This is a genomic window from Rhodococcus sp. no. 34, assembly GCF_054589475.1.
Window position 1 is genome coordinate 54,662 of record NZ_BAAILK010000035.1, and the last position, 12,745, is coordinate 67,406.

A 12,745-nucleotide genomic window follows, 5' to 3' on the forward strand; every position below is an offset into this window, starting at 1 on the left:
GTAGGCGACCTATTGCAGCCCACTGAGCCCCTCGCCCAGCACGGTCGCACCGAGGATCGTCAGGATGACCGTCATCATCACCGCGTTGTTGGCGGTCATCCATGCCTTCGCGGACGCGAGGATCTCGTCGGCACGCTTGCCGGAGAACACCTTCACCAGGATCGGCGACGCGATGCCGACGCTCGCGATGACCGTGAAGATCACCGCGGCAACAATCTGTTGGGCAACGACATTCGTGGCGACCGCGATAGTGGCCGCACCGGATACCGCCAGCGCTGCATTCTTGGGATTGACCGCCGCGGACAAGAACGCCAACCCGAACGCCTTCCGCGGAGTCAACCCGTCGACGCTCTTCATCCACTTCGGAACTGTCGGCTCACTCCCGTTTCGCGGACGCGCGCGCCACTGCTTGTATGCCAAGCCGAACAGGACAAGACCCAACACGATTCGTACGACGCTCGACCACACGGAAGTCTGCGACGACTCCGACTCCGCAAACGAATAGTCCGCGATCACGATGGTCACCGCGACGACTGCCGAGATTCCGAGGACCCACCCGAGTAGAAAAGATGCCGCCCCTCGATGTGCTCCAGCGGTGATCATGACGAGCACGATCACCGCCATGGGCATCGAGACGAAAAGCAGGCCGAGGGCAATCGGAAGAGACAAACCGATCGCAGCTAGCACCGAAAACCTCCAGTTGAATGCACGATCGACGATCGAATCGAGGTCGAAATCACGACGTCGGAGGCAGCATGACCTCGATGAGATGCGGGCCGGGTTCCGCCAGCGCTGCGGCAAACTGTTCGGCCAACTCCTCCGCTGTGTTCGCCCGCGACGCGGGCACTCCCAACCCCTCGGAGATCTTGACGTAGTCCATGTTCGGAGATGACAGATCCAACATCGACTGTGCGACGACGCCGCCTCCTTCTGCGCCGACTCGTTGCAGTTCGCCACGCAGGATGGCGTATGCGCGATTGTTGAGCAGAATCGTCGTGACGTTCAACATCTCTCGCGCCTGCGTCCACAACGCCGTGATGGTGTACATCGCGCTTCCGTCGGCTTCGAGATTGATCACCGGTCGCTCCGGCGCTGCCACAGCGGCGCCCGTCGCCACCGGGATGCCCTGGCCGATGGCACCTCCGGTGAGCGTGAGCACGTCGTGGCGCGGCGCTCCGGCAAGGGCAATCGGGATCGCCCAACCGGAAGTGGCCGCCTCGTCGGAGATGATGGCGTCGTCTGGCAGCAGGGCGCCGATCACGTCGGCCCAATTTCGAACGTCGAGAGGCCCGCTCGGCAGCGCCGGCCGATTCGCTTCCTGCAAAACAGGTTCGACTCCCGGTGCCACGAGTTCGGCCATTGCCTCCAGTGCACCGGCAACATCGTCGCCGACGCTTGCCAGCGTTGTCACCGCAGCACCCTCCGGTGCCAGATCGCTCGGTTTTCCGGGATACGCAAAGAACGAGACCGGCGAAACCGCTCCGGCCAGAACCAGCTGAGTTGTTCCGCGAAGTTGTTCGGTGGCGTGCTCGGCGAAGTATCCCAAGCGCTCGAATGACGGTAGCCCCGCACCTCGTTGAAGCCTGGCTGGAAAAGTCTCGATCAGAATCTGTGCACCGGTCGCGACCGCAATTCGGGAAGCGGCGCGCAGCCCAGCTTCGGAACAGGCTGCGCCGCCCAGCAGTAGCGTGGCGCGACCCTCGGCATTGAGCGCGCCCACCACCGAGTCGATCTGTGTTGCAGAAACTTCCGCCCGCGGCGGTATGTCCCGAGGACCCGCAAGAACTCCACCTTCGCTCCACGAGACGTCGGCGGGGAGGACAAGTGTGGCAATGCGTCCGGGCGGATCCATGGAGGCGGCAACGGCGTCGGCCGCATCGCTACCGACGGTCGCGGTGGATTCGGAACGTCGACTCCACCCCTCCAGCCACTCGGTCAGCGCGTCGATATTCGATTCGAGTGGAGCGTCGAAACCGTGGTGGTAGGTCGCGTGGTCCCCGACGATGTTCACGATGGGGGTGTGGGCGCGGCGCGCGTTGTGAAGGTTCGCCAGTCCGTTCGCCATTCCGGGGCCGAGATGAAGCAGCGTCGCGGCAGGCTTTCCGGCGATACGCGCGTACCCGTCCGCGGCACCGGTGACGGCGCCCTCGAACAAGCCGAGTACCGCACGCATCTGGGGAACGGAATCGAGTGCGGCAACAAAATGCATCTCGGACGTTCCGGGATTACCGAAGCACACCTCGACACCCGAGTCGACCAGGCTTTGGATAAGCGACTGTGCACCATTCATTTCGGTCACCTCTTCTTCATGAAAGCTGCGAAGGCTTCCTGCGCTTCGTCGGATCGCCGCCGTCTCGCGAAATGATCCGACTCCACGTCGATGGTTTCCAGCAGGGCATCGAGATGTGGGCGGCGGAGGAGCATCTTCGTCAGCGTCACCGATTCAGCCGGGGAGTCTGCAATGCGCACCGCGCGCTCCAATGCCACGTCGAGCGCGGTCTCGGCCTCCACGACGCGATTGATCAGGCCGGCTTCGGCAGCCTCCTCCGCCCCGAACATTTCTCCGAGCATCAGTAGTTCCGTTGCCCGCTTGAGCCCCGCGATCTGCGGCAACAGGTAACTCGATCCGCCCTCGGGCGAGAGCCCGAGCGGAACGAATGGCAATCGGAATCGTGTACCTCGCCCCGCGAATGCCAAGTCGCAGTGCAACAACATCGTGGTGCCGATTCCGACTGCAAACCCTTCGACCGCTGCGACAATCGGTTTGCGTGCGGTGACGAGTGCGATCAGCAGGTCTTTGGCCTCGCCGCCGTCTTTCCCGGCAGTGTCCTGGAAACTCCCGATGTCGTTGCCGCTGGTGAAGACACCACCGGCGCCCGTCAGCACCGAAACCCGCACTGCGTCATCGTCGTCAGACTCCCGGATCGCGTTTGTCAGTTCGCGGTAAGTCTTGGGGTCGAGCGCGTTGCGCCTCTCCTGGCGATCCATCGTGAGCAACCGGACTCCCGGTGCGTGCTCCTCGATCCGAACAGTCATCCGTACCTCCGTCGTGGCCGAGAGTCTCGACTCAAGCTACTCGGTCGATTCAGCCGACTTCCAAGACGAGCTTTCCCTGTACATGTCCTTTCTCTCCGACACGGTGCGCCTCCGCGATCTCGTCGAGCGGAAAGGTTCTCGTCGAGGGAAGGATGAAACGCCCGGATTCGATCAGTGCGCCGATATCACCGAGAGCGTGGATCGCCCGCCCGCTGTCGCCGCGACTGAACCTCACCCCGTACTTCTGCGCGCCGTCGAAGTCGGCGATCGTAATCACATGTTCTGCGTCGCCTGCCAACTCGATGAGCACCGGCAGCGCGCCGGTTCCGGCCACGTCGAGCGCCAGATCGACGCCGTCTGGCACGAGTGCACGAACTCGCTCGCTGAGGCCCTCTCCATACGTGACCGGCTCGGCGCCGAGTGACCGTAGGTACTCGTGATTGGATGGACTTGCGGTACCGATCACCCGGGCGCCGCGAATCGCAGCCAATTGGACTGCGGCGCTACCGACGCTGCCGGAGGCACCGTTCACGAGCAGAGTACTGCCATTTTGCACCCCGAGTTGGTCGAGCGCGCGCGTCGCCGTCTCGACCGCCGCGGGCAGCGCAGCGACGTCGATAAAGCTGCGAGACAACGGAATAGGCGCAAAGTGCGTTAGCACTGCGAGCTCAGCCTGTGCCGCACCGTCAGTGCAGAAGCCGAAGGCACGATCGCCGAGGTTCACATCTGTGACGCCCTCACCGATCTCGTCGACGACGCCCGCCGCTTCGTACCCCAGGGTTTGCGGGAGCTCCTGATCCATCAGCCCCTGGCGCTTCTTCCAGTCACTGGCATTCACACCTGCCGCTCGGACGGCAATTCGAATCTGGCCTGGCCCCGCGTGCGGGTCGGGTAGGTCAACGAGCTCGAGGACTTCGGGCCCCCCGAACCGGCAGAAACGGGCTGCTTTCATTACTATGCTCCGATCTCGAATTCGGGCGGACCCCGCACCTGTTTGTAATGTAGGCGAAGTCTTTTCCCTGAAGCGGGGAACGTCATGTTCAGCGCTTCTTCAGAAACAGGTCCGTACCGTCGTCACCGGTTCGTCGAACTACTGAGGATGAACTGGCGGGCGATGCCCCCAACTCCAGAGGGTTGGGGGCATCCTCTATTGGCGCAGTCTCGGTTCGCGCAACGTCTGTCGGCGTTCGAAAGACTGCCCCGGCGCACCTTTGCGTTTACGCTCAGCCCGAGGAACTCCGCGCGAACGAAAGCCGGTCGACTGACGATGAGCAAGAACACGGAGCCGTCTGCCCGCACCGTCATGCACACACCACGATTCTGGTTGACACCATTGATAGTGGTCACCCTCTTGATGTCTGCGCTGGCAGCGTTGTACATGGGCGGAATACTCGACCCCAAGAAACACCTGGACCAGTTCCCGATCGCCCTGGTCAACCAGGACGAGGGCGACACCCTCCCCGGTGGCGACCCCGCCGACCGCAAGAACTTCGGAAACGACATCGTCGCCGGCCTCGAAAGCGGAATCGACCACCAGAAGATCGACCTGCAGCAGATCGGTATCGCCGAAGCCCAATCGCGGTTGAACTCCGGCACGCTGTACGGCGCGATCGTGATTCCCAGTGATTTCACGAAGAGGACGATCATCCTGGCGGAGGCCAGCGTCGTCGCCGGTGACGTAGAGCAACCGATCATCACGATCTACACCAATCCTCGCGCCGGTTCCGTCTCGGCATCGCTGGTCCAGTCGATCGGAACCACAGCCCTCGCCTCGGTCAACAAGAACATGGGCGAGCAACTCACCGCCCTTGTCACCGCGCAGTTGGAAGCGGGAGGCAACGGAACCCAGATCTCCGGAGCGAGCCGCCTGCTGCTCGAAAACCCGGTGAACGTACTCACGGTTGCCCACGATCCGCTTCCCGACGGAACCGGATTCGGTTTGGTGGCATTCTATTTCGCGCTGCTGTTGGTCCTTGCGGGATTCACCGGAGCAACCGTGGTCAATTCCTTGGTGGACGGCATGCTCGGATACGCGCCTACCGAATTCGGTCCACTCTTCGTTCAGAACGACGTTGTGGGTATCAACAGGTTTCGAACGCTGCTCGTCAAATGGGCATTCATGATCGTGTTGTCCGGCATAGTCTCCGCGTTGTTCCAGTGGATCAGTCGCGCCCTCGGAATGCCGGTCACTCACGGGCTTGCATTGTGGGAGTACGGCGCGCTGGTCATCACAGCGGTGGGCATCACGGCGATGTCGGTGATGGCCGCGTTCGGCTCGTTGGGCATGTTGATCAACCTGTTCGTGTTCGTCATTCTCGCGCTGCCCTCGTCCGGTGGCACCATCCCCCTCGAAGCCAGCCCCAGGTTGTATGCCTGGCTGGCGCAATTCGAGCCGATGCACCAGATCTACATGGGCACGCGATCGATCCTGTTCTTCGGCGCACGCGGTGAGGCAGGCCTGCTGCATGCCGTCTGGATGACGTTGGTGGGGCTACTGATCGGCGTCGTACTCGGCATCGTGACCACCCGTTTCTACGACCGCAAGGGCTACGAGCGCACCCATCGTCCCAAGGTGGCGTGACATGGTACCCAGCCGGGATTTGATCGAAACCTGTTGAGCCGATTCAATGTGATTGCGCGTTTCGGGAATCTTCGAGCCCCTTCCGCACGTTGTACAACTATGGCTAATTACAAAACAGTCAATCCCGCGACAGGTGAAACCGTCAGGGAATTCGATACTTTGGATGACGCCGGAGTTGAAGCCGCACTTGCGAACACGCATCGCGGCTACTTGACCTGGCGCAACAGTGCGCCACAGCAGCGTGCGGCAGTCCTGAGCAAGACCGCCGAACTGTACACAGAGCGCGCAGACGAACTGGCCCGAATGATCTCCTTGGAGATGGGTAAGCCGGTCCGCGAGGCCAAGGGCGAAGTACAACTCTCGGCCGCGATCTATCAGTGGTATGCAGACCACGGTCCGGCGCTGCTCGAGGAAGAACGACTCGACGTTCCCGGGGCCGAGGAGTCGGTTGTGTACCGGCGACCGATCGGCGCTCTCATCGGCGTCATGCCGTGGAACTTCCCGTACTACCAAGTCGCCCGCTTCGCGGCACCGAATCTGATGCTCGGTAACACGATCATTCTCAAGCACGCATCGAACTGTCCGCAGTCGGCGCTGCTGATGGAAGAGATTCTGCGACAAGCCGGATTGCCGGACGACGCCTACGTCAACGTCTTCGCGACCAACGAGCAGATCGCGGACATGATCGCCGATCCCCGAGTTCAAGGTGTGTCACTGACCGGCAGCGAACGCGCCGGAACCAGCGTCGCCGAAACTGCCGGACGCAATCTCAAGAAGGTCGTCCTCGAACTCGGCGGATCAGACGTGTTCATCGTCCTCGATTCCGACGACATGGATGCCACCGTCAAGTCCGCAACCAAGGCACGTCTGTCCAATGCCGGCCAGGCCTGCAACGCGGCCAAGCGTTTCATCGTCACCGAAGATTTCTACGACGACTTCACCAACAAGTTGGCGACGTCCTTCGAATCCGTCACTGCCGGTGACCCGTTGGACGAATCCACAGTCTTGGGTCCGCTCTCTTCGCAGAGCGCGGCAGACACTCTGATCGAGCAGATCGACGACGCTGTGTCCAAGGGTGCCACGCTGCTGACCGGTGGAAAGAAGATCGACGGCCCGGGCGCCTACGTTCAACCGACATTGCTCGCAGACGTGACACCGGACATGCGGGCCTACAGCGAAGAACTGTTCGGACCTGCCGGAGTCGTCTACAAGGTCAAGTCGGCCAGCGAGGCTGTGGAACTTGCCAATTCGTCGGTCTACGGTCTGAGCGGATCCGTCTGGAGCAGCGATCTCGATTCCGCCCGGTCGGTCGCCGCAGATCTCGACGTGGGAATGGCGTTCGTCAACGAGCACGGAACGACGTTGCCCGGTCTGCCCTTCGGCGGAGTCAAGCGCTCCGGAGTCGGCCGCGAGCTGGGTCCGTGGGGAATGGACGAGTTCGTCAACAAGAAGCTGCTCCGCGTCTCCAAGAAGTAGTTCGACACAGAAGTAGTTCGACACAGAAGTAGCTCGACACAGAAGTAGCTCGGCGCAAAGGAAGGCCCTGACCTCGATGGAGGTCGGGGCCTTTCCTCATAACCCACGGACCAGCAAGCGGGTCCGCTGCCTGGTCACTCGCTTGCCGGCGTGGCACCCCCATGAGTGAGGCTCCACCCGAACCTCGTCGCGATGACAGCTGACACCCAGCCCAACAGTGCACCCACCAGTGGAGCAGCGACGGCGGTGTAGATCGCCTCGTTGGAAACACCAACCGACACGGCGGAGTCACCGACGAAGGCGAAATCGGTTCGGGAGGCGAAGGACGCCCACTCGATCAGGCCGGAGACAACAATAATCAGGAACCCCAGCAGGAAGCCGAAGCCGGCCAGCAGAACGTGAAGTGCGCGCATCCGGTCAGTCTGTCTGTAACACCCACCCAGATAAAACCGACCTGCTGGTATGACACTTTCACGTATCGCTCGCACTTCCGTGATCGCCGCCGCCCTCTGCGCGGGCGCAGCCATCTGTTCCGCGACGTCAGCTTCCGCGGACGTAGTCGACGTCACGATCCTTCCGGGTCTCAGCAGCGGACCGACGACGCCGTACGGAGCGGGCTGCACGTATCTGGTGGTTGCCAGGACAGCAGCGTTGAACGAGCCGAACGTCTCGATTGTCGACATGAACCGGGCGTCGACCATGTTCCCGCAGGAACTGATCTGGGACACCGTCAATCCCTACTTCACCTTGCCGGTTGTACTCGGCCACGCCATCACGCTGTGGACTCCGACTGCACCGGGCGAACACTCTCTGATGGCCTACCAGACGTCCGCGGGCGGGCCGGTCGCAACGGTCGATGTCAATCCGGCCACCCCGATGGGTCCGGGGTGCGTCGTCGCACCCTGATCCGCTAGCCCTCCAAGAAGTCGACGAGCACCCGGTTGATTTCATCGGCGGGAACCATCGGAATGCTGTGATGCGAAGAAGCTTTCAGAACCTCGACACGCGCTGCGGGAAACCTCTCCCGCACTGACTTCGACACGGTTTCCGCATCATGCACCCGCCCGTCTTGTGCGAGGACCACCAGCAACTCGACATCCAGTGCGCTCAAGGCATCCTTCGAAGGACGTCGAGGCACTACGAGATCGGGTCGCGGTAGATCCGAAGTGCCCACTTCCACAAGAGACAGCCAGTCGGAGTCGATACTCAACTCGCCTGTCTCCCATTCCAACAGTCGGCGTCGGCGTGCTCGCGACGGGGAGAGCAACAGCGGAAGCGCACGCAGAAGGTAGCCCGCCTTCATGCCGGAGAAACTCGAATTAGGGTCGAGCAGAACAAGTTTGCCGAGACGATCCGGTCGATGCAGCGCAAAGGCCAACGCAATCATCGCGCCGTAGGAATGTCCGATCACATCGACGGTGTCGGCCCCGGTGCAATCGACTATCGAGTCCATCCACTCGATCAGATCGTCGACGGACTTCATCCGATCACCATTCGGAATGCTGAGTCCGGCATCACCCAGCGTGTCGACGGCAAAAACACGCCGGGATTTCGACAGCGCCCCAACGTTGTCGAACCACACCGTCGAAGTGGCACCTCCCCCGGGCAGAAGGATCAACGGCCGCGAGTCTGCAGGTCCACAGACGTTCACGTGAGTGCTACCGAACCGCCCCGCGAGATCCACACCCAGCGGTTTCTGCGGCCATTTGGTCAGTACAGCGTCGTATGCGCGATTGAAGTCCATCCCCCACCCCCATTTCTCTCGATTATCGAGATAGTAGACAATCAAGAGACAACACACCAGGGCTGGAGGCATCCTTGAGCGTCGGCGATGCAGAAGACGAAGCGATGGCGATCGTCCACTCGCTTCGCGCACTGACCGTCGACTTGAACGTGGCGGTTTCCGGCTTTGCGAACAAGTACAAAATGCACTCCACCGACGTGCGCGCGTTGATCTGCCTTCTCGATGCCGAGCGCTCGGACACACCGGCGACACCAGGCTGGCTCGGCGCACAGCTGGGTATCAACTCGGCGTCGGTGACCGCGCTCGTCGACCGGATGGTCAAAGCGGGCCACGTAGCTCGGGAGCGAGACTCAGCAGACCGCAGGCGGGTGCTCTTGCAGGTCACACCATCGGCGGTCACTCTGGGCGAGAATTACTTCGGCCCCCTCATTTCACGCGCTGCGAGCACCGTCGGGAATTACACCGCCACAGAGCGAGCCACCATCGCGAGTTTCATCGCCGCGATGCGAGCGGACGTGGAGCGGACTCGAGTCGATAGGGAGCCCTCCCTGTGACTCGCATACTTCCCGCGGGAGAACGCGCATTGCTCGTGGACTTCGATTCCGAAGCTGGCGTTCTAGCGTTCACCGAAGCACTGACGCGTAACACCCCGGTCGGGGTCGAAGACTTCCTCCCCGCAGCTCGCACGGTCCTGGTCACGTGCACCCCGGCGGCAGATCTCACGTACGTCCGGAAGCGCTTGAACGATCTCGAGCAGACCGATTCTGCGGCGACCACAGACGAGCATTCCGAGACGCATGCACTCACCATCGCCGTCAGGTACGACGGGCCCGACCTCGACGACGTCGCACAGTCACTTGGTATGAGCCGATCCGAGGTGGTTGCGGCCCACACCGGGGCAATGTGGCGTTGCGCCTTCATCGGATTCGCACCCGGCTTCGCCTACCTGACTTCAGGCGACACTCGGCTCGACGTTCCGCGTCGAACGCAATCACGAACCGCTGTGCCTGCCGGTTCCGTCGCCCTGGCCGCTGGATACAGCGCGGTCTACCCGCGTGCATCACCGGGTGGCTGGCAGATCATCGGGAGCACCGATGCCGTGATGTGGGATCTGAACGCCACACCACCGGCCACCGTTCAGCCCGGCAGACGCGTGCGCTTCGTGAACGAGGAACAACGATGAACGGCCTCGAGATACTCGACACCGGGCCGCTGAGCCTGATCCAGGACCTCGGACGGATAGGTCATCTTCGCTCGGGTGTCGGGGTTTCCGGTGCGGCAGACAGGCGATCTCTCAGGCTTGGCAATCGGCTCGTCGGCAACAACGAGGGCGCAGCCGGTGTCGAGGTCCTCCTGGGTGGGCTGAGTCTTCGGGCGCAGCAACCGACAACGATCGCGTTCACCGGTGCGCCTGCACAGGCCTACCGCGACGGCATTCCGGTCGGGCATTCGAGCGTGATCGATCTGCGGGCTGGGCAGACCGTCCGCCTGGACTACGCACCGAGTGGACTGCGGACGTATTTGACCGTCCGAGGCGGCATTGTGGTTCCCGAGATCCTGGGATCGCGCAGCACCGACACGATGTCCGGGATCGGTCCGGCGCCTCTCGAGCCTGGTGTTTTTCTCCCGATCGGGCCATCGCCGACCACGTTCTCAGCCGTCGACCTCGCACCGGTGCCGCCGATGGCAAACGAGACTCTCGCCATTCGAGTGGTGTTCGGTCCTCGCGCAGATCGATTCACCAACCCCGAAACACTCCTCCACGGCCGATGGGCGATCTCGACCGACTCGGACCGAATCGGCGCACGCGTCGATCGCGTCGGCGCCGACGAACTACTTCGAAGAACAGACGACACCGAACTGCCCACCGAAGGCGTGGCACTCGGATCGATCCAGGTCCCACCCAGCGGCCAACCTGTCGTGTTCCTCGCCGATCACCCCATCACCGGCGGCTATCCGGTGGTGGGAGTGGTCGCGGACGCAGATATCGACCGACTCGGCCAAGCCCGCCCGGGTCAACACATCCGGTTCGTCAGGGCCTGAGCACGCCGAGCGATGGCGTGTCGGACCCAGCCGTCACACTGATGTCGTGCGAGTTGTCCTGGTCCCCGGTAGTACGACGTCCACGGGAGCTGTGACGGCAACTGTCCTACGGACCGATCCCGCTGGAACGCCGCTCGCCGATCCCGTCGAATACCCCGACCTGATCGCAGCGGTACGCACCATCGAGGAAGCCGAGCACCCGCGGTGGGTGTGGCCGAGTACGGCGACCGTGTACCCACCTCTACTGCGGGCAGGCGTACGGGTTCAGCGGTGCCACGACATCTCCCTGACCCGCGCGATACTCGGAATGCGCGCCGGCAAACCGTCACCGCCCGCCGAGGAGTTCGACGACGATCGACTCGGACTCTTCGACACTGCACCCGTTCTCGATCCCCTCGCCGTCGTCACCGAATTCGCCGAGCAGCGCGCAACCATCGGCGCGGACGCTCGACTGGACTTGTTGATCGCAGCAGAATCGGCCGGCGCTCTCAGCGCCGCCGAGATGACGCACACGGGCCTTCCGTTCTCGACGCAGAAGCATCGCGAACTCCTCGAAGAACGGCTGGGGCCGCGGCCGACGGGATACGACCTCCCCGCTCGTATGCAGGAACTTGCCGCACAGATCACTGAGGTCTTCGGGCGCACCGTCAATCCTTCGTCTTCGGTGGAGATCACCGAGGCGTTCGGGCGTCAGGGCATCGAACTTCCGTCGACGCGCAAGTGGTTTCTGCAGGAGATCGATCATCCGGCTGTGCCGCTACTCCTTCGTCATCGCGAACTCGCCAAGCTGTACAGCACCAACGGTTGGCAGTGGATGGACAGTTGGGTGCGGGGAGATCGATTCCGTCCGATCTACGTTCCTGGTGGTGTCGTGTCCGGCAGGTGGGCGAGTCGAGGCGGCGGGGCCCTCCAGATTCCGAAGACAATGCGCTCGAGCGTCGTCGCCGATCCGGGCCACGTGTTCGTCGTCGCCGACGCCGGTCAGCTCGAGCCCCGAATTCTGGCCGCCATGTCCGGCGACCGACGCATGATGGCCGCCGCCGGGGACGACGACCTGTACGCACTTGTCGGTGCCGAAGCCTTCGGCGGTAATCGCGCCAAAGCCAAGGTCGCAATCCTCGGAGTCCTGTACGGGGCGACGGCGGGTGAAGCCAAAGCACTGCTCGTCTTGTTGCGGAAGCGATTCCCGGTCGCCGTCGAGTACGTCGAGCAAGCTGCCAAGGCAGGTGAGCGCGGCGAGGTGGTGAAGTCACTGCTCGGCCGGGCCTGTCCCCCACCGTCTCCCGACTTCTACTCCCACGGCGACGCTCACGCCCGCGGTCGTTTCACGCGCAACTTCGTCGTGCAGGCCACTGCGTCCGAGTGGGCGCTGTGCCTCCTGGCCGACCTCAGGCGCCGCCTCGCCGAAGATCCGGACGGCGAGTTGGTCTTCTTCCAGCACGACGAGGTAGTCGTGCATACCCGAAATCCTGAGTCAGGTACCGCCCACGTGCTGGCCGCCGCGGCTTCGGCAACTCGATTGTTGTTCGGCGACACAGTCGTTCGTTTTCCCATGGACGTCGCAGCCCGCGAGACTTACGGCAAAGGCACTTCGTAGCGTCGTCAATTCCACTCCAAGTGGTTCCACCGCACCCGTATTGCGTGTTCTACTGGAAAACGTTGCTTTGTTGGTGCTGGTCGACTGCGTTCGAGGAGAACCATGACCAAGCTGGATACAACTGACGCAGAACGGAACGAGCACGGAGCGGTCAAACGGCTTCGCCTGCCGATCTTCACCGTGATCGCCCTTGCGATCTTCGCCTTCGTCGCAGGCGGATTCGGCGGTTCTTTCCAGGGCAAACTCGCCGAGGTTCAAAAGAACGACA

The 12,745-nt window shown here is 62.6% G+C and carries 13 protein-coding genes; 7 read left to right on the forward strand and 6 right to left on the reverse strand.

The window, feature by feature from the left end:
• Window positions 1-9: 9 nt before the first annotated feature.
• From ACYP01_RS13295 to ACYP01_RS13310, 4 genes are read right to left on the reverse strand one after another with little or no spacing between them, the layout of a single operon-like run.
• Window positions 10-687: a GAP family protein gene (locus ACYP01_RS13295; protein WP_030537205.1), complete on the reverse strand. Its 678-nt coding sequence runs from the start codon at window positions 685-687 to the stop codon at window positions 10-12.
• Window positions 688-736: 49 nt separating this feature from the next.
• Window positions 737-2,290 (reverse strand): acetolactate synthase large subunit, encoded by a 1,554-nt coding sequence (locus tag ACYP01_RS13300; RefSeq protein WP_459680475.1) that lies wholly within the window; start codon window positions 2,288-2,290, stop codon window positions 737-739.
• Between the two features lie 5 nt (window positions 2,291-2,295).
• On the reverse strand, window positions 2,296-3,036 hold the full coding sequence (locus tag ACYP01_RS13305; protein ID WP_020909237.1) for an enoyl-CoA hydratase/isomerase family protein: 741 nt from the start codon (window positions 3,034-3,036) through the stop codon (window positions 2,296-2,298).
• A gap of 49 nt (window positions 3,037-3,085) precedes the next feature.
• Window positions 3,086-3,988, reverse strand: a complete 903-nt coding sequence (locus ACYP01_RS13310) for an NADP-dependent oxidoreductase (protein WP_459680478.1) — start codon at window positions 3,986-3,988, stop codon at window positions 3,086-3,088.
• A 315-nt stretch (window positions 3,989-4,303) separates the two neighbouring features.
• On the opposite strand from ACYP01_RS13310, the gene ACYP01_RS13315 reads away from it, so the two are divergent.
• Together ACYP01_RS13315 and ACYP01_RS13320 are read left to right on the forward strand one after the other, a co-directional pair.
• Entirely contained in the window at window positions 4,304-5,617 is a 1,314-nt protein-coding gene (locus ACYP01_RS13315) for a YhgE/Pip domain-containing protein (protein ID WP_459680480.1), read from the forward strand.
• 99 nt (window positions 5,618-5,716) lie between these two features.
• A complete protein-coding gene (locus ACYP01_RS13320; protein WP_039973099.1) occupies window positions 5,717-7,093 on the forward strand; it encodes an NAD-dependent succinate-semialdehyde dehydrogenase in 1,377 nt (458 codons plus the stop codon).
• A 134-nt stretch (window positions 7,094-7,227) separates the two neighbouring features.
• Here the strand turns inward: ACYP01_RS13320 and ACYP01_RS13325 are convergent, their stop codons facing one another.
• On the reverse strand, window positions 7,228-7,506 hold the full coding sequence (locus ACYP01_RS13325) for a hypothetical protein (protein ID WP_192712193.1): 279 nt from the start codon (window positions 7,504-7,506) through the stop codon (window positions 7,228-7,230).
• A 49-nt stretch (window positions 7,507-7,555) separates the two neighbouring features.
• Here ACYP01_RS13325 and ACYP01_RS13330 point away from each other — a divergent pair, with 49 nt between their 5' ends.
• Window positions 7,556-7,999, forward strand: a complete 444-nt coding sequence (locus ACYP01_RS13330; protein ID WP_459680482.1) for a hypothetical protein — start codon at window positions 7,556-7,558, stop codon at window positions 7,997-7,999.
• 4 nt (window positions 8,000-8,003) lie between these two features.
• On the opposite strand, the gene ACYP01_RS13335 is transcribed toward ACYP01_RS13330, so the two are convergent.
• Window positions 8,004-8,837: an alpha/beta fold hydrolase gene (locus tag ACYP01_RS13335; protein WP_260646239.1), complete on the reverse strand. Its 834-nt coding sequence runs from the start codon at window positions 8,835-8,837 to the stop codon at window positions 8,004-8,006.
• A 74-nt stretch (window positions 8,838-8,911) separates the two neighbouring features.
• On the opposite strand from ACYP01_RS13335, the gene ACYP01_RS13340 reads away from it, so the two are divergent.
• The 4 genes from ACYP01_RS13340 to ACYP01_RS13355 are packed head-to-tail and all read left to right on the forward strand — an operon-like array spanning window position 8,912 to window position 12,477.
• The gene (locus ACYP01_RS13340; protein WP_459680484.1) at window positions 8,912-9,391 is read left to right on the forward strand and encodes a MarR family winged helix-turn-helix transcriptional regulator; all 480 of its coding nucleotides are present in this window, start codon (window positions 8,912-8,914) and stop codon (window positions 9,389-9,391) included.
• Entirely contained in the window at window positions 9,388-10,020 is a 633-nt protein-coding gene (locus ACYP01_RS13345) for a 5-oxoprolinase subunit B family protein (RefSeq protein ID WP_459680486.1), read from the forward strand. The genes ACYP01_RS13340 and ACYP01_RS13345 overlap by 4 nt, the downstream gene beginning before the upstream one ends.
• Window positions 10,017-10,880 carry a 5-oxoprolinase subunit C family protein gene (locus tag ACYP01_RS13350; RefSeq protein WP_058037623.1) on the forward strand — a complete coding sequence of 288 codons (864 nt, stop codon included), beginning with the start codon at window positions 10,017-10,019 and terminating at the stop codon, window positions 10,878-10,880. The genes ACYP01_RS13345 and ACYP01_RS13350 overlap by 4 nt, the downstream gene beginning before the upstream one ends.
• A 46-nt stretch (window positions 10,881-10,926) precedes the next feature.
• Entirely contained in the window at window positions 10,927-12,477 is a 1,551-nt protein-coding gene (locus ACYP01_RS13355) for a bifunctional 3'-5' exonuclease/DNA polymerase (RefSeq protein WP_459680489.1), read from the forward strand.
• The last annotated feature ends 268 nt before the right edge of the window (window positions 12,478-12,745 follow it).